Here is a 26,305-nt window from a genome sequence, read left to right as displayed (position 1 = left end):
GCTTTTTGACCTACTTTCTCTAGATGACGTAAACAAAAAGACGCAGTTCCCTGCGCCTTTTTTCAATTAAGATGAGGCAAGCTCCTTCACAATATCAACAGGGGCTTTGCCATCAATTCCATGAAGTACATTATGAATGGCTCGTTTCAGCATAAGATCTCTTGTCGTTTCAGTAGCGGAACCGATATGCGGGGCAAGCGTGACATTGTCCATCTCTTTGAAAGGATGATCTTCCTGAAGCGGTTCTTGCTCATACACATCCAGACCAGCTCCTTTAATCCACCCTTCCTGCAGTGCTTGAATGAGGCTTTTCTCATCGACGGTTTTTCCGCGGGAGATGTTCACGAATAAGGCTGTCGGCTTCATTAATTTCAATTCCCGCTCTCCTATCATATGGTACGTCTCATCCGTCAGTGGTGTGATTAACACAATGATATCAGCTTGCTTCAGCAAGTCATCCAGTGCACAATATACAGCGCCATATGCCGATTCGGCTTTCTCGTTCCGGCTCCGGTTGTGATAGAGGACGTTCATATCAAAACCATGAGCGGCTCGTTTGGCTACTTGCTCACCGATTCGTCCCATCCCAATGATCCCAAGCGTTTGATGATGGACATCAATGCCGAATATATCTTCCTCTTGAACAAATTTTGTCCATTTTCCCTTGCGGATAAAACGATCAAGCTCGGCAATTCTCCTCGCAGAAGAGAGAATGAGCGAAAAGGCAAGATCAGCAACGGTATGATCGAGTGTATAAGGCGTGTGCGTACCAATCACGCCTCTTTGTCTCATGGCTTCTAGATCAAAATTGTCATAGCCGACTGAATTATTGCTCACCACCTTGAGTTGGGGTGCATGATCTAATAAATCTTGATCAATTTTCGTACCAGATGTTAAAAGGCCATCAGCCTTCTGCAGCTTCTCAAATAATAGATCTCTTGGGATCGGGTCCTTTGACTGCCATACCTCATATGTACAATGTTCTTTTAACATGTCTTCAAAAGCGGTAGGTAAGGGTTTGGCGACAAAAATATGTGGTTTCATCATCAACTCGCTCCTTTCATATGGTCATCTTTCTCTTTTTATTATAAAGCAACCATTTTGGCAGTACACGTTTGAATATGAGCTGCTCAATATTTAATATACTGAAATAACGGAAAAGGAGAGATTTTTATAGTGAAAGAGTAAATGCTGATGTCTTTTTATGATGTAGAAAAACGAGGGATTAGTAGATGAGTCATAGAAAAATGTTAGATGTTTCGAGAGATAATCTGACAAACTGGAAAATAGATCGAGACTTTTTGATAGAAAATTTATTATATTTGCAGTGTATTAAACGGGATGGTCATTTTCTACTAAACCATTTCATCGTCTTTTGGTGAAATGAAAGCCATTGTTTGAAAGCAAAAGCCGCATATCCCCTGTGCTGAAGCGGAACAAAGAGCAAAATAGAGAAAATGCTTACATATTCTCTCATCGTTTTCTCATTTTTTTCTTTTTTTTCTATCATTTTTCTTCTCTATGCTTGAGAACACACAAGGGAAAAGGAGGCCAGGTAAGGCGTTACAATCACTTAAAAAAGATAGGAGATGACAGGATGGGATCAACATTAGAACAGATTCTTCAGCACAATGCAGATTTTGTGAAAGAGAGACAGTATGAGCCTTTCAAGGCGGGAAAATTTCCTGAGAAGAAATTGGTTATATTAACTTGTATGGATACACGCTTGTTGGAATTATTACCCCAATCCATGGGGCTTCGTAACGGTGATGCGAAAATCATTAAAAATGCAGGAGCCATCGTCACACATCCATTTGGCAGTGTCATGCGGAGTATTTTACTAGCCATTTATGAGCTGAAAGCAGAGGAAGTATGCATTGTCGGACATCATGAATGCGGAATGGCAGGCCTTGCGGCAGACCCTTTACTTGAAAAGGCAAAAGCAAGGGGAATTGAGGAAAAGTGTTTGAGCATTGTGAAAAGCGCAGGTGTCGATTTAAAGGGCTGGCTGACAGGCTTTGATTCAGTGGAAGAGAGCGTATCCCAAAGTGTGAAATTAGTCAAAGAGCACCCGCTCATGCCAAGTGATGTAGCTGTTCATGGACTAGTGATTCATCCGGCAACAGGAAAGCTGGATGTCGTTATAAAAGATAAACAGATCGACCCGCAATATACCTAAATCATCTACACATACTTGAAGGAGGCCAACACATACCATGCGTTTTTATGGAAGATTTGAAGGTTATGATTCATCAAAGTTTAGACGCGATTTAATCGCTGGGCTTGTCGTGGGCGTTGTGGCAATTCCTTTAGGCATGGCTTTTGCCATTGCATCTGGTGTCGGACCAGAATATGGATTATACACAGTCATCGTTGCCGGCATTTTGATTTCATTGTTTGGTGGTTCAAAGTATCAGATCGGCGGACCGACCGGGGCATTTGTTCCAATTTTATTCGGAATCGTCAGCCAGTACGGTATCGAAAACTTACTCATTGCTGGTTTTATGGCAGGCTGCATGCTTGTATTATTCGGAATATTCAAACTAGGAAAGCTCATGAAATTTATTCCTCGTCCGGTTATCATCGGCTTTACTGCTGGCATTGCTGTCATTATTTTTTCAGGACAGATTGCCAACTTCCTCGGATTAAAGGGTGTTGAAAAGCATGAAAGCTTTTTCCTCAATATGAGAGAGATCGTGGTCCATCTCGGTACCGCAAACAGTCTCGCCATTCTCACAGCGATTGTTGGGCTCATCGTGATTTTGGCGGCGCAAAAATACATTCCCAAAATACCTGGTGCTCTATTAGGTCTACTCGTTTCAACATTTATAGCTGTTCTCTTTTTTCAAGGACAAGTTGAAACCATCGGCTCTGCATATGGCGAAATCCCTCGTCAGCTGCCAACTTTCGCTTTTCCTGAATTGACGATTGAAAAAATGATTTATTTGCTACCGCCGGCTATTGTCATTGCTCTTTTGGGCGGCGTGGAGTCCATCTTGTCCGCGATGGTAGCTGATAATATGAAAGGTTCTAAACATGACAGCAATAAAGAACTCGTCGGGCAAGGAATTGCCAATATGGCGGCACCGCTTTTCGGAGGGATTCCAGCGACTGGAGCGATTGCTCGTACGGCAACAAACATTAAAAATGGCGGAGCAAGCCCCATTTCAGGAGTCGTGCATGGTGTCGTCGTCTTGCTCATCTTAATGTTATTTGCACCATATGCATCGATGATTCCGCTTGCTGCCATGGCACCGATTTTGATGTTTGTGGCGTGGAATATGAGTGAGAAAAAAGAGTTTATCAATATTGTCAAAGTCAAAAATGCGGATTCCCTTGTGCTTGTCGTGACCTTCCTGCTGACGGTCATCGGTGATTTGATTATTGGCGTGACTGCAGGTCTCATTTTAGCGTTTATCGCCTTTATCAAAAAAATGAGCCAGACAACGAATATCCACACAAATGTTGCTGTTCCTCAAATCGAAACGGCGGCTGCCTTAGAAAGGGAGACTGATCAGAAAGGGATTAGTATGTATTCGATTGAAGGGCCACTCTTTTTCGGTACAACCGATTCATTGGAAAATTCGATTTTGGATCATGTTCAGACAAAGCCGAAAACACTCATTTTGCTTATGAACAAAGTGAATTATATGGACACCTCAGCAGAAGCGGTTCTGATGAACATTTCCAATCGATTAAAGCATCACAATGGAAAATTGATGATTGTAGGGCTTCAATCACAGCCAAAAGAGCTTTTGCATCGTACCGGTCTTTTCCATCACATTGGAAAGCAGCATTTCTTTGAACGAACGGATGATATTTCACCACAGCAGCTATAAAAGGCTAAAAAAAGCACGTGACATGTCGGTCACGTGCTTTTTACCTGCTCTTTTTCACTAGAAAACCGTTGTGTGAGTTTCTGTTGATGGGAAGAGAAGACCTCTTCTACTGTTACATCATAGAGATCAGCTAGAACAAGTAGATTTCCTAAGACATCTCCCATTTCTTCAATAAGGTCCTTTCTTAACGCGGCGTCCTCCTGTGTTTTCTCATCAGGTCGATCGCGTCCAATTTCGACCGCCCTGACTGCACGAGCGAGTTCTCCTGTTTCTTCCATCAGGAAACCTAACCTGATAAACGGCCCGTATTCTGTCCAATTTCTCATTTTGTAGAAATCTTTGATCCATTTTTCCATTTCAGTTGTTTGCATTCTCTTTATACAGCTCCTTATATGGTGTTCACCTTCTGATTTTACACTATATATAGATGGAGCGGCTGTTTCTTTACAATGAATTATAGTAGAATGAGTGGGTGAAGAAATCATAGAGAGAGATGGAGCTGTTTTGATGAAAACGATTTGTGTGTTTGCTGGTTCGAATCCAGGTGTGAATGACATCTACAAACAAAAAGCTGTCGAGCTAGGGGCTTATATGGCAGAGCAAGGAATCCGTCTTGTATACGGTGGCTCACGAATTGGCTTAATGGGCGCTATAGCGGATGAGGTATTAAAAAACGGCGGGCAAGTGATCGGAGTCATGCCAAAAGGGCTTTTTAGAGGAGAGGTTGTGCATCAAGAGCTCACTGAACTCATTGAAGTCAAAGGAATGCATGAACGAAAAGCGAAAATGAGCGAGCTGGCCGATGGGTTTATTGCCATGCCAGGTGGTTTTGGTACATATGAAGAATTATTTGAGGTGCTATGCTGGGCGCAAATTGGCATCCATCAAAAGCCAATCGGATTGTATCAAGTGAATCAGTATTTCAAACCGCTCCTCGACATGGTGACGTTCAGTGTACAGGAAGGTTTTTCGAATGAATCACACCTTCAATTGCTGCATGCCTCTGGAGAACCGGAAGAATTGATTTCACAGATGGCTTCTTATCAAACACCGTCTCTTCAGCAGAAATGGACGGAGCTGTCTTAAAACAGATGCATAACAAAAAACCGCCTGTTCAAAGAGCAGACGGTTTGTTTTGTGATTATTTTTGTTCTTCTGAATTACGGGTCAAGACTTTGTCAATGAGTCCGTATTGAAGTGCTTCTTCCGCTGTTTTGAAGTTGTCACGATCTGTATCGCGCTCAATGACTTCAATTGGCTGACCAGTACGTTCAGCAAGTACTTGGTTCAGTTTATCGCGTAAAGAAAGGATTCGTTTTGCCGCAATTTCAATTTCTGTTGCTTGACCTTGCGCACCACCTAGTGGTTGGTGAATCATCACTTCACTATTTGGAAGGGCATAACGCTTACCTTTTTCACCAGCAGCAAGCAGGAACGCACCCATAGATGCAGCCATACCAATACAAATAGTTGATACCTTTGGTTTAATAAATTGCATCGTATCATAAATGGCCATACCAGCTGTGATCGAACCGCCAGGGCTGTTAATGTAGATAGAGATATCTTTTTCTGGATCCTCGGCTTCTAAGAAGAGAAGCTGTGATACGATGGAGTTGGCAACATTGTCATCGATCGCAGAACCAAGCATGATAATACGGTCTTTTAAAAGACGAGAATAAATGTCGTAAGCTCTTTCCCCACGATTTGTTTGCTCAATGACTGTAGGTATTAAATTCATAATGTTCCTCCTTCACCTTTTAGGTAAGTATGTAATTCAATGATACATTTTTGGTCAATAAAGGTCAAACAAAATGCTGACCTAAAATCAAATACCCCTATCCATTTTCCCCAAAACTCTTCCACTTCAAACCATCATATGAGTATATGTATGGGAATGAAGAAAATGCATCGACAGGGATAGCGATTAATCATTGCTTTCTTGCAGCATTTCCCTTATAATTTGATATGCTGACGTTCAAAAAACATATCGTGCGCTCGTAGCTCAGTTGGATAGAGCGGTGGTTTCCGGTACCACGTCTGCCGGGGGTTCGAATCCCTCCGAGCGCGTACTTGACCTTGCTTACGATGATAAAGGTCTTTCATGAATCCCTCTTCATATGAAGAGGGGTTTTTTATGTTTAATCGAATTGATCGTTTTCTTCTAATAAAGTTAGGATAAGCAAGTGATAAAATGGTTTGGCTGCAAGCCAGCAACATCTATCCGAGTATAATAAAATCAACCCCACTCTTAACATAAGAATGGGGTTGATTGCTATAAAGGGGTTACCTGCCTTTTTGGCCTTTCCTGTAAATAGCCGCAGGTATAATTGTAAGAAGAACAATGATAAATCCAATCACAGATACAGTATTTTTTATTGTGTTGTCATTCACAGTGAAGTTTGTGAATATCATTGCCGCCAGACAAAGAATGATGATTAAATAACTGTATTTCTCCAAGACTTTCACAAAATATCCCTCCAATATGAATCTATAAAATTGAAACAATTATTATAATATGATATTTTTACCTCGTATTCAAAAAATAAACAAGGAAGGGGTATATTGGATGAAAACTATTTTTCATAAGAAGAGTGTAATATGCTTCATAACAGCTCTTTTCATGCTATTGTCAACGATTTTTACTGCGAATGCAACAGCAATTAGTCCTAAATCAGAAGTGGATGAAGAGTATCAAGAGTTGCTAGAGGTTTTATTGGCGATTGAAGCTTTACCTGACAGCGTTATAGCCAAAGGGGATGAAGCCGTATTTAAATGGTTGGAAGAGAACTCTAATATCCCTCTTCAACGACAAGGTGAGGTTGTTACTATGGGTGTAGTTGGTTGTATTTCCGCGGTTGGAACTGCCATTATAACCAATGTTATACCAATAGCAAAAATTGCAAAAGTCAAGTCCGCAATAAAAGCTGCAGGAGGTGCTACAAAATTTGTTAAAACATTAATTCCAGCGTATAAGGCCGCCAGACAGGCGGGAAAAAGTAAGGGGAATGCTGTAAAAGCAGCTGTAAATAAAGCAGCGAAAAATGCTAGTCCTGAAGCAAAAAGAGCGCTGCTTGAATTTTTCAATATAGGAAATGTATATTCAGCATGCTTTGAATAAATATCGAAACACAGTTACAAAGGAATAATTAAAATAACAGTGTGAAATACCGCTATATATTGGGAATAAAGCTAAAGCAAGTGCACTAATACTTACTTGTACCAACAAAGGATGGAAGAGAGCCAAAACTTGATATTACGAACAGCAGTGTATGGAATAAAAATCAAGCGGTGAAGCAAGGACATGTCATGTACTGCTCAATCAAGGAATTTATCTATGCAGATCTGGTCTCTGTCTAAAAACAGTCTGCTCAAACCAAAATGTGAAAAAGACAAAGTGCTTGTTAGGAGGCTTTGTCTTTTTTTCTGCTATCCTCTTAAAATACTAGCCATAAGACTCATTTCTGCCCTTTTCAGGCGTATTTGTTGAGCCTGATCACTGTATAAGATTAACATGGAAGAGAATTGACAATAAGGAGGGGATTCTTGTGGCGAAGGTTTTAATGATTACGTTCCCAGCTGAAGGACATGTGAATCCAATGTTAGGGATGATAAGAGCATTTGTTGATCGAGGTGATGAAGTGCATGTGGTCACAACTGAACATTATCAAAAACGGATCAAACGCTTAGGCGCTCACATACATATACATCCAGATTATATTCGGACATTAAGTGTGGAGGAAGACGATTTGGAGTCCATGCAGCCATTTTTTCATGCCATGCTACAAACGTCATTAGACATTTTAGAAGTGGTGGAAACTCTTTCTCAACAGCATTCATTTGATTTGGTTTATTTTGATATGTTTGGAGCAGGTGAGCTTGTGCGGGATTACTTACAGATTCCAGGCATCGGTTCGAATCCTTCTTTTGTGCTGCAGGAGGCGCATTTTGATACACCGCTATACAGAAAAGATGAGAAGGCGGCTCATTTGTTAGAAGAAATACATGAACGTTTTGGCGTTCAGCCAAAGCATTTGATGCAATTCATGAAAAACCGCGGCGAACTGAATATGGTGTATACAAGTGAATATTTTCAGCCGTCTGTTGATGCATTGGATGATTCGTTTGTTTTCATTGGACCGAGTTTTCTAAAACGTGCTGACCAGCACGATTTCCCATTAGAAGCGCTTGAGCGGGAGAAGGTTGTCTTTATTTCAATGGGAACGGTTCTTGGAGATACTGAAGCATTCTTTAATATGTGTATTGATGCCTTTGCCGACTTTGATGGAAAAGTGATTCTCGCAACTGGTGAAAAAATCGACATGTCTCTCCTAAAAGAAGCGCCATCTCATTTTCTCATCGAGCCTTATGTGCCGCAGCTTGAAGTCCTTGAACTGACAGATGTGTTTGTGACCCACGGCGGGATGAACAGTGTCAATGAAGGTATTCATTATCATGTTCCAATGGTTGTCATCCCGGTTGACAAAGATCAGCCGATGGTGGCAAAAAGACTGACGGATCTCTCTGCTGCTCGTGCACTCGATAAAGACGAGCTGACAGCAAGGCAGTTGAGAGATACTGTAGAGAGTGTACTCGGAAGTGACACATACCGTGCTGGGATTGAAAAGATTGAAGAAAGTTTCCAAACAGCAGGTGGAACAGAAAAAGCATTACGTGTCATTGATCAGTTTATGCAAGCGAAACAGATGCAATAGGTAAGGTGTTTACCCAAGTTGGCCAGTCTGTCTTAATAGGAAACCCACTTGACAAAAAATAACCAATCTTTTATCGTATACGTAACAAACGACGGAAGGGTGACCCAATGCAATGAAGTACTAATCCTATGACCTGTAAGCAAAATGAAAGAACGAAGGCAGTGAGCAAACGATATGTGTTGCTATGTTTGCTGCGTTTTCATTTTTTAGCTTCGGAATAGGATGGTACAGCTTGGGAATCAAAGATTGAAGTGATGGATACGGGGGATATGTGTGCTCATTTGTTGAACCGCATGTCATTCTGTATCGATACGCTTATTTTTGTACACCATTTTGCCTCCTATTCTGAGAATGGGAGGCTTTTTCATGTCTCCTGATACGAAAGGAGAGGGTTGGATGTTACTGAGAGCCCACCAATTAAAAGTATTTCGAAAGGATCGTTTGTTATTTGATATAGAGGAGCTGGCCATTCATCAAGGGGACCGAATCGGCCTTGTAGGGACAAATGGCAGTGGGAAAACGACATTGCTCCATGTACTAGCGGGTAGGGAAAAACCAGACAGCGGCACATTTGCACACACTACAACTTGTACGCTGCTTCCTCAACTAAAGACAGGAGATGGCAGACAAAGTGGCGGAGAGATGACTCAAGCTTATATTGAGAGAGCTTTAAGCCGGCCTTCTGCCCTTTTATTAGCCGATGAACCGACGACTCATTTAGATACGGAGCATATTGAGTGGCTAGAAGAAAAGCTTCGTTATCATCAAGGTGCTCTGATTGTCGTCTCGCATGACCGTGCTTTTTTAGATGCGTTATGTACAGACATTTGGGAATTGAAAGATGGGAAGCTCAAACCATACAAAGGCAACTACAGCGATTTTGCCCGGCAAAAAGAACTCGAACATCGCCAGCACGTGGAGGCGTACGAGGTGTATACCCAAAAGAAAAAACAGTTAGAACATGCACTGCAAAAGAAAATGAAAAAAGCCGACAAAGCGACAAAGCCATCTCCAAAGCTGAAATCCTCGGGGCCTAAAATTGCGAAGCCTTATTATGCAAACAAGCAAAAAAAGCTTCAAAAAACAGCCAAATCTATTGAAACAAGAATGGAGAAATTAGAAAAGGTGGAGAAGGTAAAGGAAGTCCAGCCTCTTCAAATGACGCAGCACACCATGAAGGAAGTGGCAAGCCGCTCCATTTTTCGTATCGAACATGTAGATGGCATGGCAGGAGATAAAGTCCTTTGGAAAAAAGCGAATGTAGAAGTGAGAGGCGGAGACAAAGTCGCGATCATTGGGAAGAATGGGAGCGGTAAAACGACATTTCTCCGAATGCTTGTAAACGGACATCCCGGGATTTTTCTTTCAGAAGCCGTGAAGATTGGCTATTTCAGCCAAGATCTTTCAGGACTGAATCTAGATGAATCGATCTTACAAAATGCACTGGAACAGGCGATTCAAGATGAGACGATCGTTCGCACCGTTTTAGCGAGACTTGGGTTTCGGGGAGACGATGTGTATAAGGTGACGAACGTATTAAGCGGCGGGGAACGGGTGAAGACGATGCTTGCAAAGTTGCTCGTCAGTGATGCCAATGTTCTGATGCTTGATGAACCGACGAACTTTTTAGACCTTGCGGCAGTAGAAGCGCTTGAAGGACTTTTAAAAGATTACCCGGGCACAGTTGTGTTTGTCTCCCACGACAGGAGGCTCATTGAGCAGGTGGCTACTCGTATTCTTCATGTGCACGAGGGTACCATTGAACGCTTTGATGGTACCTATGAAGAATATAAACAAAAGGAAGAAAAGCCAGCTGCTACAAAGAAAGAAGAAGAGCTCTTGCTGATTGATATGCAGCTGTCTGAAGTGCTCAGTCGTTTAAGCATCGAGCCTTCTCATGAGCTTGAAGAGACGTTTCAAGCATTGTTAAAAAGAAAGAAGTTGTTAGAGTCATAAAAAAAGCCCCTGTGTTTACTGCACAGGGGTCTGTTCGTTTCGTTCTTTTTTCAATTGTTCAAGTTCGCTGACTGTGACAAGCTGGTAGCCTTGTTTGGTGAGTTCATGTATGATCTTCACTGCTGCTCGAGCAGAGCTGTCATAAATATCGTGCATGAGTACGGTTTTGCCATCTGCTGCATGTGAGAGAACATGGTTTGTGATCTGCTGGCTGTTGCGAATTTTCCAGTCCTCAGGATCGACATCCCACAATGAAACGTTCATGCCCACCGCTTGATTGATGTCGGGATTTGTTCCTCCATATGGCGGTCTAAAGTGCGTAGGAGTATAACCGCTGGCCTTTTCAATCAGCTTCTGCGTGTCTTTTACTTGTTTGACCGCTTCTTTTAGAGGGAGTCTCGTTAATAAAGGATGGTTATATGAATGGTTTCCGATCTCATTTCCGCCCTTTAAAATGTCGGCAAGCATTCCAGGATAATACTGAACCCTGCTTCCTAATACGAAAAAGGTGGCGTGTCCTTTATTTTCCTTCAGCGCTGCTAAAATGGTTGAAGTTGTGGCTGGGTTTGGACCATCATCAAATGTGAGTGCGATGGCTTTTTTATTCGGATCAAGCTTTGGCTTTTGCGGCAGCTTGACGGCTTTTCTTTTTGGATTCGGTTCTTTGATTTCATTCTGATTTTTGGTCTTATTCATATATTCCGGCTTCAAGATATCTTTTAGCAACGTCTTTTTGATCGCCAGCGTTTGCGGACCTAAGTCCTTTGCGGCTACTTGAGAAGCTGGGAAATAGAACTCTATATATTTCTCTTTTAAGGCGAATTGACTGAAGTTTTGATCAGTAGGGGCTGTTCCTTTTTGAAGGAGTGATAGATCCTTAGATAAGGTTTTATCTTTTTTAAGCTCCGTGTATGTAATATAGGATAATTTTTTCAAATAGTCCTTTTTTGGTTGAAATAAATCTTTTGTGTCAAGAAAGTCTTTTTTCTGAAAATCGAAATTGATTGTGACGTGATGAGTGGTCCCATTTTGCTGACCTGTATACGTGTAGGTCGTAAAATAAATGGCCGCAGATTGTTTTGCATAGTGCACCATGTCATAGTCAATATTCAGTTCAAACCGTTTGTTTTCATCAATGTCCTTTGCTTCACTAAATGTCTTTTTGAAATGCTCTAATGCTGAATTCGCATAGCTTTGAATCTTGTCATCTAGCTTTTTTTGATGAAAAAGTGGATAGTTCACCGCATATCTCATAAACTTCCCGTCATTTACAAGAGTGACAATTTCAACATTTTTATAATTCGTATCCTGCTTCACATTTTTCTTCTCTGTACCGCTTGCTTGCTGATTTTGAAAGAATGCAACTGCTCCAATGACGATGGCAAGCGCAAATAGGATGATACTCCATTTTCCCTTTACTGACACAACTTTCAATTCTCCTCTCATGACGGGTCATTCTTTATTTCTTTGACATCTGTTTGTAATATTTTTATAACATTTGACTTACTTTTGTAATTTTAGGGGATTTTCATGCGGAATGTCAACTATTTTCCTATTAAAATACTGTAAAAATTGATAGGTCTTTCAGAACGAGAAAAAGCAGAAGAAAAGAATTCTCTTATTTGCCGTCTACACATACCTTCAATAATTAAAAAAATGAGCCGTACATTGATTTTTCAGAGGCTGACGGCTATAATTTTGATGATTATGATTCTCATTTTCAAACTGACTTTTAATGAAGAAAAGGATGACACCGATTTTGCCGGATAAGCGAACATCTCAACAAAAACGATCATCACCTATTTTGTTCTTTTTATTGTTTTTTCTCGCTGTCATTGGTTTATTGGCAGCTATGTTTTTGGCTGTTTCATACGGTGCAAAGTCATTGTCTTTGCAAACGGTCTGGACAGCTGTGTTTGACTATCAGTCTCATGTGACAGAGCAGCAGATCATTCATGAATTAAGGCTTCCTCGTGTGCTAGGAGCTGCGCTTGTTGGAGCGGCGTTTGCTGTGGCAGGTGCGCTCATGCAAGGCATTACAAGAAATCCGCTGGCAGATGCGGGGATATTAGGCATTAACGGCGGTGCGATGTTTGTAGTCGCTCTCTGTTTTGCTTTTTTTCCAGGAATGCCTTATTCGGCATTGATGTTATTTTCTTTTTTTGGTGCCGTTCTCAGTACACTGACGATTTTTGCCATTGGGGCGGCTGGCGGCGTGCTAACCCCACTTCGGCTCACTGTAGCTGGAGCTGTTGTTGCCGCATTGCTGCATGCGCTAAGCTCAGGTATCGCCATTTACTTTGATCTCAGTCAGGATCTGGCTTTTTGGTATGCAGGGGGTGTGGCAGGTGTCAAATGGCCGCAGCTGATGATCCTTGCTCCAGTCATTCTCATTGTCATCGTTTGGGCGATGTTATTAGGACGATCCCTCTCGTTATTATCACTTGGTGAAGATGTAGCTGCGAATTTAGGGGTGAAAACCCGGCAAGTGCGAATACTAGGTATGGCAGCTGCGGTTCTGCTGGCAGGCGTTTCTGTATCGGCGGTTGGGTCTATTGGGTTTGTCGGGCTTGTCATTCCGCATATTGCACGAAAGCTGGTTGGGGTCAATTATCGTTTCGTCATTCCGATGTCAGCGATTTTAGGCGCAATGCTTCTCGTCTTCGCTGATCTTGCCAGCCGGACAGTAAATCCGCCAAGAGAGCTTGCCATTGGCGTCATGGTGGCACTTGTTGGTGTTCCTTTCTTCTTATATATTGCCAGAAAAGAAGGGAGGAACCTGTCATGAAAGAGAAACAGCGTGCTCTTGTCGTGACAGCCGTTTTGCTTTGTCTGAGTGCGGCTGTCGTGCTGTATAGTTTAAATACCGGCACGCTGAAACTCAGTCCTCTCGTTGTCGTCAAAACGTTATTTGGCTTTGGAGATTTCCAAAGTGAGACGGTGCTGTTTGATTATCGTCTGCCTCGAATCGTCGTGACGATACTAGCTGGAATAGGTCTAGGCATCGCAGGTGGCATTTTGCAGAGTTTATCCCGCAATCCACTGGCTGACCCTGGGATTATTGGTCTGAATGCAGGAGCCGCATTCGGCTTAATCATCTTTGTGACGTATTTTCACGTACTAGAAGGAAATCCATCTTTACTCATTCCGCTCTTTACATTTGGTGGAGGCCTACTTGCGGCGGCAGTCATCGTTCTTCTTGCGTACGACAGGCATGAAGGGCTTGTGCCTATCCGGCTGATCCTTGTTGGAATTGCCGTAGCTGCGGGGTTTAGTGCATTGACGTTATATTTGTCATTGAAACTGGATGAAGATACATACACCTTCGCTTCAAGGTGGCTTGTGGGAAATGTATGGGGAAGAGACTGGATTCATGTGCTTGCGCTCCTACCTTGGATCGTATGTCTTGTCCCGCTTACGCTCATGCAGTCCAGCACACTCAATGCGTTAACGTTAGGTGATGCCGTCGCTTCAAGTGTCGGAGTACGTGTAGAGCGCAAACGACTTTTTCTTCTCACCTTAGCTGTTGGTCTAGCGAGTGCAAGTGTATCGATGACAGGCGGAATTGGTTTTATTGGCCTTGTTGCACCTCATTTGGCGAGGCGTCTTGTCGGCTCACTGCACCAATATTTTTTACCAGTGAGCGCCTTGCTTGGATTGTTGATTTTGGTCAGTGCTGATACACTCGGACGTTCCATATTTGCCCCAAATGCCATCCCAGCAGGTGTGGTTGTGGCTTTTATCGGAGCACCTTATTTTCTCTATTTATTAACAAAAACAAAATAAGAAAGAGGAACTCATCATGAAAAAAGTACTTGTGTTTGGTTTAACGCTCTGTTTTTTGATTCTGGCCGCTTGTGGTCAACAGGAAACAAAGAAGACAACAAATCAAGATGAAAACGGAACACCTAAGATTGCGTCCTTGTCGATTCATTTAACAAATGACTTATTAGCACTCGGGATAAAACCTGCTGGCTCTGTTGTAGGGGGAGACTTAAAAGATTTCCTTCCACATGCGAAAAAGCAGCTTAGCCAAACGAAAAAGCTGGGCATCGCAGCAGATCCTGATATGGAGTCATTGCTTGCTTTAAAACCAGATGTCATTTACGTCGATGAAGAACTGGCTGGACAAGACTTATCAAAATACAAGAAAATCGCCAAAACCGAAGTGTTTAATTTAAATGATGGCACATGGCGTGATCATTTGAAAAAAATCGGCAAGCTCGTCAATAAAGAAAAAGAAGCCGATCAATATATTAAGGACTACAATCAAGAAGCAAAAGAAGTCAAATCACTCATCCAGAAAAAGATTGGAAATGGAAAAGTGATGGCGATTCGTGTATCAGCAAAAGAGCTTCGAGTATTTAGTATGAAACGTCCGATGGGTCCAATTTTATACGATGATTTAGGACTGACACCTGTAGATGGTGTGAAAAAATTGGACAGCAAACGTCCATTTGAAGTCATTTCTCAAGAAGTGCTTCCTGACTTTGATGCAGATGCTATTTTTGTCGTCGTGAACCGTGATGACAAGGCGCAGCAGGCATTCAAACAGTTAGAGCAGACGCCGATTTGGAAAGGCCTAAAAGCCGTGAAGAAAAACCAAGTGTATCCGATTGCCGATCAGCCATGGCTAGATTATTCAGCTCTAGGCAACAAAATGGCAATGGATGAAGCAAAAAAGATGTTCTCTAAATAATCAGCACATAAATCAAGGCATCATTCCGCATATAGGAATGATGTCTCTTTTTTTGATTCATTCTTCTATTCATTCGCTTTTTGCATACATATGAGAGGGAACGAGCAGTATCGCCCGTATGAAAGGATAAGGGGAGGGGTTACAGTTGAAGGTTCAAAAAATTAGTGCAGGCACTATTGCGAGGCTTGTGCTGCTTTTATTGGCACTTGTGAACAGCGCTCTCACTGCTGCAGGAAAAAGCCCAATTCCAATTGATGAAGAAGGTGTGCAGCAATTCATTACGTTAGCCTTTCTTGGCATCACATCACTATGGGCCTATTGGAAGAACAATGATATTACGAAAAAAGCACGAACCAAAAAAGATGAATAATAGAAAACAGAGCCTTTTTATGCAAAAAGGCTCTCAGCATGTAGACAAACCCTCGCATTCGGTGTCAGTCCTGTGCGCTGGTGCTCGTCCTTACTAGGCTGCAAAGGTTTTCTATCACGCTGAAAAGAAGACAAAGGGCTAAAATAAGTTCATTTTAGCCCTTTGTCCATAAACTGAAAAGAGCCTTTTCATATAAAAAGGCTCTATTTCATCGAAGCGACAAGCGCCTCTCCCCGCAAATTGGTTTGATCTCAGTGGCTTACGCCCGGTGTTCTCCCATATTGGTAAGAAACGCTTTCACTTCCTCGATGGTTAAGCCAATGGCCTTTGCTTCACTCATGAGACGATTCCATTCTGACATATTTGAGTCGGTCAGCTTTCTCTGATGGACATGTAACGTCTTTCCTTCCTGCTCCTTTCTGTAGGTTTGGAGCAGCTGATACAGTTCTTCTTTAGGCATGCCGGATTGGACGGCATGAACGATATGATCCCGCCACTCCTGTTCACCGCCCTCAGCGTAATGAAACATCATCGTTTCTGCATCAAACAGCTCTTGTAAATCAATGTCTAGTGATGAGGATACCTTTTTTAAAAACTGGACAGATGGATTACGATGGACACCACGCTCAATTTTACTCAAATACGATTTAGAGACATGGGCATCTTCAGCCAGCTGCTGGATTGAGTATCCTTTCCTCTTTCGGTAAATGCGTATCACCTTTCCTATCATTCGATATATGATCTCCCTTCTCCCCGGCGAATCGTTCTGCGACCTTTTCGTTCATTATAAGAAATAAATTGTTCTTTATAAAATTCAAAAACGTAAGAAACAGGAAGTAAACAAAAGAAAACGAACGATTTCGTTCTTTAAAAAGAACTATAAGACCTATTATGACATTTTTCTTTGCGGGTATTATCTTTTATAATCCAATCATTAACAAAAAGAAACCATATATAACCTTTTTATGATGAAATCGGGAGGTATCTATGAATGAGAATATAGGTTTTAAGCAGCTGTTTTCTGTCATAAAAGAGAAAATGGCCCTTCTGATCCTGATTGTCCTGATCGTAACGGGCATTTCAGCCTACTATCAGTTCTATGTCTCGACTCCTGTATATCAGGCAACCACTCAAATTCTTGTTCATAAACGAAGCAGTGATGCACAAGCGAATTTAAACGATATTCAGATGAACCTTCAATATACACGTACCTTTCAAGTCCTATTAAAAAGTCCAATCGTTATTGAAAAAGTAAAAGAAACACTCAATCTTACAGAATCGGCGGAAGGATTAAAACACAAAATTGCCACAAGTACAGAAAATGAGTCAGAGGTCATAAATATTTCTGTACAAGATGAGGACCGCGCGAAGGCAGTAGCCATTGCGAATACAGCCACAGAGGTGCTGCAAGAAGAAATCAAAAAAACCATGAATATGGATCGCATTAATGTTTTGTCTGAAGCCAAGCTGTCCAACACGATACTGATGAACTCACGTAAATTCGTTCACATCGTTCTGGCACTAGGCGCCTCTGTATTAGGGGGAATGACACTCATTTTCTTAATGAATTTACTCGATGATACGGTGAAACGAACACATCAAATAAGAGAAGAGATCGGATTGCCGTCGCTCGGCAGTGTCTATCAGATGCAGGCAGACAGGAGGGCAAAAAAAGACAAGCAGTCCGTCATAACGGGAGGACAGAACATTGATTTTTAAGAGGAAAAAACGAGAAAAAAGAGATTTATCCTGTATTTCTGTATTAAATCCTCACTCTGTCATTGCGGAACAATTCCGAACGATCCGAACAAACATCGAATTCACGTCGATTCAAACGAGGCTGAAGTCGATATTGGTCACATCCTCCTTGCCGAAGGAAGGAAAATCATTTACGGCTGCAAACTTGGCAGCTGTTTTTGCACAGCAGAAAAAACGGGTCTTGCTCATGGATGCTGATTTACGTAAACCAGCCATTCATGAATATTTTGATCTGAGTCCACACACCGGATTGACCAATGTGCTATTAAATAATTGCAGTTTGGAAGAAGCCATTTTGCCTACATCGATTGAGCATTTAGAGCTGCTTCCGAGTGGGACCATTCCGCCAAATCCCGCTGAGCTGCTTTCCTCCTCTGTGATGAAGCAGCTATTTTACGAGATTGAACAGCAGTATGACATGGTGATTGTTGATTCCACACCGCTTCTGCCTGTAGCCGATGCCAAAATATTAGCGAACCGGACGGATGGAAGCATTCTTGTGGTTTTAAGCGGTAAAACGAAGATTGCCGCTGTGAAGAAATCAAAAGAAGTATTAGAGGGTACGACAGGGAAACTGCTTGGGGCGATGCTAAATGGCAAGAAAGTGAAAAAGGGAAGGCACTATATGTATTAAAGAGATTGATAGGTGATGTCTCCTAATCTTTAACAACGGAGGCACTCGATCCTGCTGTGGGCATGACATATGCCTTAGATGCTCGTCATCGGTAGTGGGATGTGAGGACGGGTTTGATGCCCATTTTACGTAAGAATAGTGATGTTTTAAAAAGGGGGAGGAGCGTTGACTTACGCCCAAAGATTATCAATCATCGTGGCACTAGATTCATATCTCATCTTAGTTGCCGTCTTTTTTGGCTTTCAATTTGTCCAAGAGGCAGCGTTAACCGTATATACATTTGAAATGCTCGTCATTTCTTCGCTCAGTCTACTGATCGGGCACCATTTGTTTTCGTATATTTTTCACGTGTACAAGCAAGTATGGGCTTATACAGGGGTTAGAGAGCTATTTTCTTTAATGAAGACCTTTGCGTGTTCATTTTTATTTTCTATGACGATGCTGTACATTTTTGTGCAGACATGGCCATTTCGTTTTTTATTTATTGTCTGGCTTTTCCATGTGTTATTCATCGGTGCATCACGAATGGCATCCAGGCTGTTTCATGATGGTGCCAAGCGGTTTCAAGTTGAAAAGGAGCGGGCACTAATCATTGGCGCTGGATCAGCCGGGACCATTATTGTTCGTCAGCTTCAGCAGTCGAGTGATGTACATATTGAGCCGGTCGCTTTCATTGATGATGACAAAACAAAGCATAAGCTTGAAATTATGGGGCTGCCTGTTCTTGGGGGAAAAGAACATATTCAAACGGCTGTTGCGATGATGGATATTCAAAAGATCATTATCGCTATTCCATCCAAAAGCAGTCACACATTAAAAGGACTATATAAGGAATGTGTAGCGACTGGAATCAAAACACAGATTATGCCGGAAATGGAACAGATTTTAAAAGGAACCCATGCGCTGAATCAATTGCGGGATGTACAGCCAGAGGATTTGCTTGGAAGAGAGCCGATTCAATTAGATACAAGCCGTCTATCCGTTCACCTAAAAGGAAAAACGATTATGGTGACAGGAGCTGGCGGGTCTATCGGGTCAGAAATCTGTCGTCAAATTTGTGTATTTTCCCCTCGGGCGATTGTGCTTGTGGGACATGGAGAATTTAGCATTCATTCTATTTTACTAGAGCTGAAAGAATTGTATGGAGACAGCATTAGCCTATATCCACAAATTGCGGATATTCAAGATAAACAAAAAATGAGTGAAATCGTTGGTCATTTTCAGCCGGATATGATTTATCATGCCGCCGCACATAAACATGTCCCGCTCATGGAAATCAGCCCGAAAGAAGCGGTGAAAAACAATATCATCGGGACAAAAAATGTGGCAGAAGCTGCACATGAGCACAGAGTTGAAACATTTGTCCTCATCTCATCTGACAAAGCGGTCAACCCTGCCAATGTGATGGGAGCGACAAAGCGATTTGCTGAAATGGTGATTATGCAAATGGGGGCAAGCAGTGAAACGAAATTTGTCGCCGTCCGGTTTGGGAATGTACTCGGAAGCAGGGGAAGCGTCATTCCGATCTTTAAAAAACAAATTGAAAAAGGCGGGCCAGTGACTGTCACGCACCCAGCCATGACAAGATATTTTATGACGATACCAGAAGCATCAAGGCTTGTTATTCAAGCTGGTGCACTAGCAGAAGGAAGGCAGATTTTTGTTTTAGACATGGGGGAGCCAGTCAAAATTGTCGACCTCGCAGAAAACCTCATTCACCTCTCAGGCTACACCACAGACCAGATTCCAATCACATTTACGGGGATTCGTCCCGGAGAGAAAATGTACGAGGAGTTACTCAACCAGCATGAAAAAGCACAGGAGCAAATTTTCCCGAAAATCCATATCGGGCATGCCTTGGATGGAGATCCGTATGTGCTGAACCGCTTTATTCACGAATTTAACATGATGAGTGACGATCAATTAAGACAGGCCTTGTTTGCCGCCATTGAGTCGCATGATGTATTGCCTGAACCGATGCAACGAGAGGAGGAGCCACTTGCTAATGAAGAAAAAAGTCTTGTTTTGCGCAACGGTTGATTATCATTTTAAGGCGTTCCATCTCCCGTATTTCAGATGGTTTCAGGAACAAGGATGGGAAGTGCATACAGCGGCAAATGGCCAGCTGGAGCTACCGTATGTGGATCAAGCGCATTCCATTCCGATTCAGCGTTCCCCTTTTCATTTGCACAACCGGCTTGCTTATGTGGAGCTGAAAAAGCTGTTAGAAAAAGAGCATTATCAGTTCATCCATTGTCACACACCGATGGGGAGTGTCATTGGCAGGCTAGCGGCCAAAGGGACGCGCAAAAAAGGGACGAAAGTTCTTTACACAGCGCATGGGTTTCACTTTTGGAAGGGGGCACCGCTTCAAAATTGGCTGCTTTATTATCCAGTTGAGAGATGGCTCGTTCAATATACAGATGCACTCATCACCATTAATGGAGAAGACTATGAAAGAGCCGATCGTCTGTCAAAAGAGAAGGCGGCTGTGCATTATGTTCCCGGTATGGGTGTCGATATGAAGCGATTTGCACCAGTTGATGACAAAGAAAAAGACCGCCTTCGTAAAGCATATGGTTTTACCACGCAAGATTTTATCGTGCTGTGTGCTGGTGAATTAAATGACAATAAAAATCAAGGAATGCTCATCAAAGCTTGCGCGCAGGTGTATCGGAATATACCACATGTGAAAATTGTATTTGCTGGAGAAGGGACAAGTCGGTCGTCCTATGAAAAGTTGGTCTGTCAGCTGAATCTTGAGGAACATGTACAGTTTGCGGGATTTTGCAAACACATCGAAGATTGGATGCATATGAGCGATGTATGTGTATCAACCAGCTTGAGAGAAGGACTTGGGATGAATCTTCTTGAAGCGATGTCTGCTGAAAAGCCGGTGATTGCAACAGAAAATAGAGGGCATTGTGAGCTCGTCAAACATGGAGTGAACGGCTTTTTAATCAAACCGAATGATGTGAATGGTTTAGCCGTTTATTTACAACAGCTCTACCATAAAAAGGACCAGCTTCACCTAATGGGGAAAGCGGGACGTTCTATGGCTCACGCATTTGCACAGGAGCAGACGGTAAGTGCAATGGAGGAAATTTACACAACGTATATGGACCAAAAAGAGAAGGTGATGTGAGCATGCGTCAGCCGAAAGTATCGATTATCATGGGTGTTTACAATTGCCAAGAGACAGTAGAAGAAAGCATTGAATCGATTCTTCGTCAAACCTATGAAAACTGGGAGCTCATCATATGTGATGACGCATCAACAGATGGCACCTATGAAAAAGTGCTGCACTATACCATGCGTGATCCAGATAGAATTCGCCTCATTCAAAACGAACACAATCAAAGACTTGCCGCCAGTTTAAATCGTTGTCTCACTGAAGCGAATGGAGAACTGATTGCAAGACAGGATGGCGACGATATATCAGTGTCTACACGATTAGAAAAACAGGTTCATTTCCTCGAAGCGCATCCAGAATATGATGTGGTTGGTACGGCGATGACGGTGTTTGATGAGTCAGGGGCGAAGGGCGTTCGAGCCCTTGTCTCAGAGCCTGATCGAAGGGTGCTAGCAAGGGGAACGCCTTTTTGTCATGGGACGATTATGATGAGAGCGTCTGCCTACAAGGCTTTAAATGGCTATCGTTCTGTAAAAACAACCAGACGGATGGAAGATATCGATCTTTGGATTCGTTTTTTTGCTACGGGGAGAAAAGGCTTTAATTTGCAAGAGCCCTTATACCTTGTAAGGGAGGATGAAGCGGCCTTTCAGCGCCGGAAATTCCGATATTCAATGGACAATGCCTGGCTTGTGTTAAAAGCATGCAAGCAATTAAAATTGTCGCCATTTGATTATCTCTTTGCGCTTAAGCCGGTCATCCGTGCCTGTATGTCACCAAAGATCATGAGGTTTTATCATCAGCGGAAACTTGGAAGATCTATGGTGAAAAGGAGGACGATTCGGGATGAGTGAGCCAAAGCGTGTACTTCATGTTGTGGGCGGAATGAACAGAGGCGGAGCAGAAACGATGATCATGAATATCTATCGTGCAATCGACCGGAATGTTCTTCAATTTGATTTCATTACCCACCGGGAGGATGTCTGTGATTACGATGAGGAAATTCTTCAGCTTGGCGGGCGGATTTTTTATGTCCCAAGTATTGGAGCGTCCTCTCCATGGACGTTTGTCAAAACGTTGACGAAGACGATCAAGCAAACGGGACCTTATCAGGCGGTGCATGCACATACAGATTTTCAAACGGGCTTTTCTGCCCTTGCTGCGAAACTGGCAGGTGTGAAGATACGCATTTGCCATTCACATAATACGGCTTGGAAACAGACTCCTAGCCGGGTTGATCATTTGATGCTCAAAGGATTTCGTCAGCTGATCTTTGCCTTTTCTACGCAGCTTGTTGCATGCGGTGAAGATGCCGGTGTCTTTTTATTTGGACAAAAAAGAATGCACGATGGACGAGTGGACATTTTACCAAATGGGATTGATTTGGACCTTTTTTTTCAGTTGGAGCCAGAAGCGAAGGTGAAGATGAAAAAAGACCTCCATCTTCACGAGAGAAAACTGATCATTGGACATATTGGCCGATTTCATGAGCAGAAAAACCATGTTTTTTTCATCGAATTAGCGCAGACACTGAAAAAACAAGGGGTCTCCTTTCAGCTAGTTCTCATCGGAGATGGGCCGCTCCGGCCAGTGGTTGAATCGTATGCAGTGAAAGCAGGATTAATGGAAGACATTGTGTTTACGGGCGTTGTCTCAGAGGTTCCGCAGTATATGAAAGCATTTGATGTGTTTGTGATGCCTTCTTTGTTTGAAGGTCTTCCTCTCGTATTAGTGGAAGCGCAGGCATCTGGACTCCCATGTGTGATTTCAGATCATATCACAAAGGAAGTCGATTTAGGTTGTGGGCTTGTGAAACGGAAATCCTTGCAAGATTCAGCACATGAGTGGATGAAAGCCATACTAGAAGCCTACCATGCAGACCCTCCTCTTCAGGAGACGATTATTTCTCAGCTTGGCCTTAGAGGATTTGATGTAAAACAGAACATCACCCGTGTGATGAATGTGTATGGATTGTAAGGAAGGATTGGCAGATGGCGGTTTATTTGGTGAACATGATCATGGTCTATTTATGGTCGAGCTTTGCTGCATTTTATGGCAGACGTGATGATACCATACAAAGCGGCTGGCGGCCGAACAAGCTTCTGGTGTTTTTTCCATTTTTATTTCTTTGTATTGTGGCGGGCATACGCTACAAAGTAGGAACTGATTTTGTAACCTATGGACAAATGTATGAGTTCTCCGTCAACTATGACAAGCCTTGGCATATTTTCGGATTCGGTGTAGACAAGGCCGCCACTGATCCGGGCTTTACATTGATCTTATGGATGCTCAATCAACTATCACATGAGCCGCAAATCATGTATATCACAGTTGGGATCATCACCTATTTTTTTATTATCAAAACACTTGTGCGATATGGACGGCCATTTGAGCTTAGTATGCTGCTATTTCTCGGTACATTTCATTATTACGCTTCGTTTAATGGCATGCGGCAGTATATGGTGGCAGCGATTCTTTTTTATGCCATCCAGTTTGTCATCAAAGGTCAGTGGAAATGGTATTTTCCGCTCGTGCTTGTATGCGCGCTATTTCATTCCTCGGCACTCATTATGATTCCAGTCTATTTCATCGTCAGAACAAAGGCATGGTCTTGGATGATGCTTGTGTTATGCATGATTTTTCTAGGTTTAACCGCTCTGTATGACCGCTTTGTCTCCGTGTTTGTGGTGATGCTGCAAGGGAGTTCTTATGGTCATTACGAGGAGTGGCTGACAACGAATACGAATGGAATGAATGTGACGAAAATTGGTGTCTTGATTTTACCGTTATTGCTTGCGTTCTTTTGTCGAAAACGACTTCGTGAGCTGACGCCAGAGAGTGATTATATTGTGAATTTTTGCTTGCTTGGATTTTTGTTTGGCATCCTTGCAACGAAGGATGTCATTTATGCAAGATTTCATATTTACTTTGGTCTGTATCAGCTCATTTTACTACCTTATTTCACACGGATTTTTGACCAGCGAACCAATTTCTTTATGTATATCGGAATTGCGGTTTGCTATATTTTGTACAGCATCATGCTGATGCCGTTTGATTCTTCTGTTTTACCGTACCGAACGATTTTTACAAAGTAGATTTGAAGAAAGGTGGGGCTTGCTGTCATGCCAGCTATCAGTCTATTGGTCGCAGTCTATAACACTAGTCAATATGTGGAGCAGTGTCTTCAATCGATTGCAGACCAAAGCTTTTCAGATATAGAGGTCATCCTCATTAACGATGGATCTACCGATCACAGTGGAGACATCCTTGAAGCGTTTGCTGCGCGTGATGAGCGATTTCGGGTGATTCACCAAACCAATCAAGGGCTGGGAGCGGTGAGGAACAGGGGCATAGAAGAAGCAACAGGAACGTATCTTGCCTTTGTTGATTCAGACGATGTTCTCGCACCTCAATACTGTGAGGCTTTATATCAAGAAGCCGAAAACACCGGTGCCGATCTTGTTGTCAGTGAATATTGGATTCAGTTTGAACAGTCAAAACGGATCATACCGACGACGCTGTTAGCTCAGCAGGAAGCCGATAAGACAAGTTTAATAGAATCGTTATTACATGGTGAGATCACGGGATTCTCATGGAATAAGCTGTATCGGCGGGCGTTTATCGAAAAGCATCATATCCGTTTTCCGTTGAGAGGTGAGCTTGAGAATATTGAAGATCAATATGTCACGCTGCGCTGTTTTTCTTTATCACGTGTCATTGCCTTTGTTCATGAGCCACTTTATTATTACCGGGTTCATTTGTCATCCATTGTCCAGCGATATCAAAAGCAGTATTTTCAGCATGGACTGGCGTTTTATGACGCGCAGCGTTTGTTTTTAAAAGAGCATGATGAGCTGACACCATATGAGAAGGCTTTTTATTTTTTTATCGTGAATCATACGCTGCATTGTATGCTCAATGAATGGAAGAGCCAAAATTCCCTTTCCTTTCAAAAAAAGCTTGGTCATATGCGTGAAATGGTGACACATGAAGCTTTTCAGAAGGCTGTGAAACAAGTGGAACCATCGAAGCTGACTGTGCGAAAGCGAATGATCTTATTCCTTGCTAGGATGCAGTGGGTGTATCCGCTCTCTGCCGCAGCTTCAAGCTATCAAAAATGGATTGAATATCAAACGAGAAAATCGGGGTGATGAGTGTGACATTGCAGCAATTAAAAGCACATGCCGCAGAGTGGCTGCTCTTAAAGGTCAAGTATCCACTTCAATATAGGTTGAGCCGCCAAAGATTTCCAGAGCTGCGTCATCAGAAGAAAATCATTCTCACGCTGCTGCCGGCACATGACAACTTAGGTGATCACGCAATTGCCTATGCCAGCTGCTGTTTTCTACAAAAGCACTTTCCAGACTATCAAATCATAGAAGTAGACATGCAGGAGATGTATCGTCTAGCACGTCCGCTGAAGCACGCGCGGCACCCAGAGGACATTGTCTGTATCATCGGCGGGGGCAACATGGGCGATTTATATCGATATGAAGAATGGACAAGACAATTTATCATGAACGCCTTTAAGTCCTATCCTGTTATTCAGCTGCCCGCTACTGCTCATTTTACAGAAACAAAGAGAGGGAAAAGAGAAGAACGCCGCGCTATTCAAGCATATCAGCAACACCCGAGGCTTCTCTTGATGGCAAGAGATCAAACCACCTATCAATGGATGAAGAAGCATTTTCCTAATAAAGAGGTGTGGAAACAGCCTGATATGGTCCTGACATTAGACGAAACATCAAAGAGTCAAACCCGTAAAGGAGTGCTGCTTTGTCTGCGTGAGGATAAGGAGGCGTATCTCACGAAAGAGAAACGAGAACAACTGCAGGAGCATATCAAAGAAACGTATGATCAAGTTGGTTTTATCACAACGACCATTGGTAAGCGAGTGAATCGAACGACTCGTTTAGAGGAATTATCCACGCTATGGACGCAGTTGAGACAGGCACAAGTCGTCGTGACAGATCGACTGCATGGCATGATCTTTTGTGCGATCACACATACACCGTGTGTTGTCATCAGGTCGTTTGATCATAAAGTCATGGAAGGATATGAATGGGTAGCGCACTTGCCGTTTATGACCCTTTTGAAGGAACCAACGGAGGAAGCGGTGAAAAAGGCCATTCATCAGCATATGAAAACAAGCGGACAAAAGGGAGAGGAAGTTGGATGAAGGCCCTTAAACACTGCGTGAAATC

24 protein-coding genes and 1 tRNA gene are annotated in these 26,305 nt (G+C 42.6%); 20 read left to right on the top strand and 5 right to left on the bottom strand.

Annotated elements, in window-relative coordinates; translation table 11 throughout:
* Positions 1 to 66 precede the first annotated feature (66 nt).
* Complete coding sequence (locus NST24_RS16435; RefSeq protein WP_061420932.1) at positions 67 to 1,044, bottom strand: D-glycerate dehydrogenase; 978 nt, start codon at positions 1,042 to 1,044, stop codon at positions 67 to 69.
* Positions 1,045 to 1,597: 553 nt separating this feature from the next.
* On the opposite strand from NST24_RS16435, the gene NST24_RS16430 reads away from it, so the two are divergent.
* Together NST24_RS16430 and NST24_RS16425 are read left to right on the top strand one after the other, a co-directional pair.
* Positions 1,598 to 2,179 (top strand): carbonic anhydrase, encoded by a 582-nt coding sequence (locus NST24_RS16430; protein WP_025208023.1) that lies wholly within the window; start codon positions 1,598 to 1,600, stop codon positions 2,177 to 2,179.
* Between the two features lie 37 nt (positions 2,180 to 2,216).
* Positions 2,217 to 3,839 (top strand): SulP family inorganic anion transporter, encoded by a 1,623-nt coding sequence (locus tag NST24_RS16425; protein ID WP_025208022.1) that lies wholly within the window; start codon positions 2,217 to 2,219, stop codon positions 3,837 to 3,839.
* A gap of 29 nt (positions 3,840 to 3,868) precedes the next feature.
* Here NST24_RS16425 and NST24_RS16420 read toward each other — a convergent pair whose 3' ends face one another.
* Entirely contained in the window at positions 3,869 to 4,210 is a 342-nt protein-coding gene (locus tag NST24_RS16420) for a MazG-like family protein (RefSeq protein ID WP_017368102.1), read from the bottom strand.
* A gap of 136 nt (positions 4,211 to 4,346) precedes the next feature.
* Here NST24_RS16420 and NST24_RS16415 point away from each other — a divergent pair, with 136 nt between their 5' ends.
* Positions 4,347 to 4,925 (top strand): TIGR00730 family Rossman fold protein, encoded by a 579-nt coding sequence (locus tag NST24_RS16415; protein ID WP_024719873.1) that lies wholly within the window; start codon positions 4,347 to 4,349, stop codon positions 4,923 to 4,925.
* A gap of 55 nt (positions 4,926 to 4,980) precedes the next feature.
* On the opposite strand, the gene clpP is transcribed toward NST24_RS16415, so the two are convergent.
* A complete protein-coding gene (clpP, locus tag NST24_RS16410; RefSeq protein WP_024719872.1) occupies positions 4,981 to 5,577 on the bottom strand; it encodes an ATP-dependent Clp endopeptidase proteolytic subunit ClpP in 597 nt (198 codons plus the stop codon).
* A gap of 253 nt (positions 5,578 to 5,830) precedes the next feature.
* Between clpP and NST24_RS16405 the strand changes: the two genes are divergently transcribed.
* The 4 genes from NST24_RS16405 (at position 5,831) to abc-f (ending at position 10,507) form a co-directional block, all read left to right on the top strand.
* A tRNA-Arg gene (locus NST24_RS16405) sits at positions 5,831 to 5,906 on the top strand.
* Positions 5,907 to 6,405: 499 nt separating this feature from the next.
* Complete coding sequence (locus NST24_RS16400; protein ID WP_342462003.1) at positions 6,406 to 6,957, top strand: hypothetical protein; 552 nt, start codon at positions 6,406 to 6,408, stop codon at positions 6,955 to 6,957.
* 427 nt (positions 6,958 to 7,384) lie between these two features.
* Positions 7,385 to 8,551, top strand: coding sequence for a macrolide family glycosyltransferase (locus NST24_RS16395; protein ID WP_249670042.1), 1,167 nt, complete (start codon positions 7,385 to 7,387; stop codon positions 8,549 to 8,551).
* A gap of 396 nt (positions 8,552 to 8,947) precedes the next feature.
* Positions 8,948 to 10,507: an ABC-F type ribosomal protection protein gene (abc-f, locus tag NST24_RS16390; RefSeq protein ID WP_342462002.1), complete on the top strand. Its 1,560-nt coding sequence runs from the start codon at positions 8,948 to 8,950 to the stop codon at positions 10,505 to 10,507.
* A 15-nt stretch (positions 10,508 to 10,522) separates the two neighbouring features.
* On the opposite strand, the gene NST24_RS16385 is transcribed toward abc-f, so the two are convergent.
* A complete protein-coding gene (locus NST24_RS16385) occupies positions 10,523 to 11,932 on the bottom strand; it encodes a polysaccharide deacetylase family protein (protein WP_017359186.1) in 1,410 nt (469 codons plus the stop codon).
* Between the two features lie 334 nt (positions 11,933 to 12,266).
* Here NST24_RS16385 and NST24_RS16380 point away from each other — a divergent pair, with 334 nt between their 5' ends.
* The 4 genes from NST24_RS16380 to NST24_RS16365 all read left to right on the top strand — a co-directional run bounded on the left by NST24_RS16380 (position 12,267) and on the right by NST24_RS16365 (position 15,576).
* Positions 12,267 to 13,295: an iron ABC transporter permease gene (locus NST24_RS16380; protein WP_342462001.1), complete on the top strand. Its 1,029-nt coding sequence runs from the start codon at positions 12,267 to 12,269 to the stop codon at positions 13,293 to 13,295.
* Positions 13,292 to 14,293, top strand: a complete 1,002-nt coding sequence (locus NST24_RS16375; protein WP_342462000.1) for an iron ABC transporter permease — start codon at positions 13,292 to 13,294, stop codon at positions 14,291 to 14,293. The genes NST24_RS16380 and NST24_RS16375 overlap by 4 nt, the downstream gene beginning before the upstream one ends.
* A 16-nt stretch (positions 14,294 to 14,309) precedes the next feature.
* Entirely contained in the window at positions 14,310 to 15,206 is an 897-nt protein-coding gene (locus tag NST24_RS16370) for an iron-hydroxamate ABC transporter substrate-binding protein (protein ID WP_342461999.1), read from the top strand.
* Positions 15,207 to 15,351: 145 nt separating this feature from the next.
* On the top strand, positions 15,352 to 15,576 hold the full coding sequence (locus NST24_RS16365) for a phage holin (RefSeq protein WP_251210475.1): 225 nt from the start codon (positions 15,352 to 15,354) through the stop codon (positions 15,574 to 15,576).
* A gap of 259 nt (positions 15,577 to 15,835) precedes the next feature.
* On the opposite strand, the gene NST24_RS16360 is transcribed toward NST24_RS16365, so the two are convergent.
* On the bottom strand, positions 15,836 to 16,306 hold the full coding sequence (locus NST24_RS16360) for a helix-turn-helix domain-containing protein (RefSeq protein WP_342461998.1): 471 nt from the start codon (positions 16,304 to 16,306) through the stop codon (positions 15,836 to 15,838).
* A gap of 257 nt (positions 16,307 to 16,563) precedes the next feature.
* Here NST24_RS16360 and NST24_RS16355 point away from each other — a divergent pair, with 257 nt between their 5' ends.
* The 9 genes from NST24_RS16355 to NST24_RS16315 all read left to right on the top strand — a co-directional run bounded on the left by NST24_RS16355 (position 16,564) and on the right by NST24_RS16315 (position 26,280).
* Positions 16,564 to 17,295, top strand: a complete 732-nt coding sequence (locus tag NST24_RS16355; RefSeq protein ID WP_024719858.1) for a Wzz/FepE/Etk N-terminal domain-containing protein — start codon at positions 16,564 to 16,566, stop codon at positions 17,293 to 17,295.
* Positions 17,285 to 17,968 (top strand): CpsD/CapB family tyrosine-protein kinase, encoded by a 684-nt coding sequence (locus NST24_RS16350; protein WP_342461997.1) that lies wholly within the window; start codon positions 17,285 to 17,287, stop codon positions 17,966 to 17,968. Before NST24_RS16355 ends, NST24_RS16350 begins: the two co-directional genes overlap by 11 nt.
* Positions 17,969 to 18,133: 165 nt before the next feature.
* Positions 18,134 to 20,008 (top strand): nucleoside-diphosphate sugar epimerase/dehydratase, encoded by a 1,875-nt coding sequence (locus NST24_RS16345; protein ID WP_116306249.1) that lies wholly within the window; start codon positions 18,134 to 18,136, stop codon positions 20,006 to 20,008.
* Positions 19,974 to 21,113, top strand: coding sequence for a glycosyltransferase family 4 protein (locus NST24_RS16340; protein WP_144666109.1), 1,140 nt, complete (start codon positions 19,974 to 19,976; stop codon positions 21,111 to 21,113). The genes NST24_RS16345 and NST24_RS16340 overlap by 35 nt, the downstream gene beginning before the upstream one ends.
* A gap of 2 nt (positions 21,114 to 21,115) precedes the next feature.
* A complete protein-coding gene (locus NST24_RS16335) occupies positions 21,116 to 21,955 on the top strand; it encodes a glycosyltransferase (RefSeq protein ID WP_342461996.1) in 840 nt (279 codons plus the stop codon).
* Positions 21,948 to 23,078 carry a glycosyltransferase family 1 protein gene (locus NST24_RS16330; RefSeq protein WP_342461995.1) on the top strand — a complete coding sequence of 377 codons (1,131 nt, stop codon included), beginning with the start codon at positions 21,948 to 21,950 and terminating at the stop codon, positions 23,076 to 23,078. The genes NST24_RS16335 and NST24_RS16330 overlap by 8 nt, the downstream gene beginning before the upstream one ends.
* Before the next feature lie 14 nt (positions 23,079 to 23,092).
* Positions 23,093 to 24,196, top strand: coding sequence for an EpsG family protein (locus NST24_RS16325; protein ID WP_024719852.1), 1,104 nt, complete (start codon positions 23,093 to 23,095; stop codon positions 24,194 to 24,196).
* A 27-nt stretch (positions 24,197 to 24,223) separates the two neighbouring features.
* Positions 24,224 to 25,252 (top strand): glycosyltransferase, encoded by a 1,029-nt coding sequence (locus tag NST24_RS16320; RefSeq protein WP_025208004.1) that lies wholly within the window; start codon positions 24,224 to 24,226, stop codon positions 25,250 to 25,252.
* Positions 25,252 to 26,280 carry a polysaccharide pyruvyl transferase family protein gene (locus NST24_RS16315; RefSeq protein ID WP_052472204.1) on the top strand — a complete coding sequence of 343 codons (1,029 nt, stop codon included), beginning with the start codon at positions 25,252 to 25,254 and terminating at the stop codon, positions 26,278 to 26,280. The genes NST24_RS16320 and NST24_RS16315 overlap by 1 nt, the downstream gene beginning before the upstream one ends.
* Positions 26,281 to 26,305 lie beyond the last annotated feature (25 nt).

Origin of the sequence: Bacillus sp. FSL R5-0286 (assembly GCF_038593245.1) — a bacterium.
GTDB lineage: Bacteria > Bacillota > Bacilli > Bacillales > Bacillaceae > Bacillus > Bacillus altitudinis.
The sequence above is the reverse complement of the archived record's forward strand: the minus strand, read 5'-3'. Positions and strand labels throughout refer to the sequence as shown.

Excerpts from the sequence above, each read along its gene's own strand:
- NST24_RS16435 (WP_061420932.1), bottom strand. The coding sequence starts at position 1,044 with ATGAAACCACATATTTTTGTCGCCAAACCCTTACCTACCGCTTTTGAA.
- NST24_RS16430 (WP_025208023.1), top strand. The coding sequence starts at position 1,598 with ATGGGATCAACATTAGAACAGATTCTTCAGCACAATGCAGATTTTGTG.
- NST24_RS16425 (WP_025208022.1), top strand. The coding sequence starts at position 2,217 with ATGCGTTTTTATGGAAGATTTGAAGGTTATGATTCATCAAAGTTTAGA.
- NST24_RS16420 (WP_017368102.1), bottom strand. The coding sequence starts at position 4,210 with ATGCAAACAACTGAAATGGAAAAATGGATCAAAGATTTCTACAAAATG.
- NST24_RS16415 (WP_024719873.1), top strand. The coding sequence starts at position 4,347 with ATGAAAACGATTTGTGTGTTTGCTGGTTCGAATCCAGGTGTGAATGAC.
- clpP (WP_024719872.1), bottom strand. The coding sequence starts at position 5,577 with ATGAATTTAATACCTACAGTCATTGAGCAAACAAATCGTGGGGAAAGA.
- NST24_RS16400 (WP_342462003.1), top strand. The coding sequence starts at position 6,406 with ATGAAAACTATTTTTCATAAGAAGAGTGTAATATGCTTCATAACAGCT.
- abc-f (WP_342462002.1), top strand. The coding sequence starts at position 8,948 with ATGTTACTGAGAGCCCACCAATTAAAAGTATTTCGAAAGGATCGTTTG.
- NST24_RS16375 (WP_342462000.1), top strand. The coding sequence starts at position 13,292 with ATGAAAGAGAAACAGCGTGCTCTTGTCGTGACAGCCGTTTTGCTTTGT.
- NST24_RS16370 (WP_342461999.1), top strand. The coding sequence starts at position 14,310 with ATGAAAAAAGTACTTGTGTTTGGTTTAACGCTCTGTTTTTTGATTCTG.
- NST24_RS16360 (WP_342461998.1), bottom strand. The coding sequence starts at position 16,306 with ATGATAGGAAAGGTGATACGCATTTACCGAAAGAGGAAAGGATACTCA.
- NST24_RS16355 (WP_024719858.1), top strand. The coding sequence starts at position 16,564 with ATGAATGAGAATATAGGTTTTAAGCAGCTGTTTTCTGTCATAAAAGAG.
- NST24_RS16340 (WP_144666109.1), top strand. The coding sequence starts at position 19,974 with ATGAAGAAAAAAGTCTTGTTTTGCGCAACGGTTGATTATCATTTTAAG.
- NST24_RS16335 (WP_342461996.1), top strand. The coding sequence starts at position 21,116 with ATGCGTCAGCCGAAAGTATCGATTATCATGGGTGTTTACAATTGCCAA.
- NST24_RS16330 (WP_342461995.1), top strand. The coding sequence starts at position 21,948 with ATGAGTGAGCCAAAGCGTGTACTTCATGTTGTGGGCGGAATGAACAGA.
- NST24_RS16325 (WP_024719852.1), top strand. The coding sequence starts at position 23,093 with ATGGCGGTTTATTTGGTGAACATGATCATGGTCTATTTATGGTCGAGC.
- NST24_RS16320 (WP_025208004.1), top strand. The coding sequence starts at position 24,224 with ATGCCAGCTATCAGTCTATTGGTCGCAGTCTATAACACTAGTCAATAT.
- NST24_RS16315 (WP_052472204.1), top strand. The coding sequence starts at position 25,252 with ATGAGTGTGACATTGCAGCAATTAAAAGCACATGCCGCAGAGTGGCTG.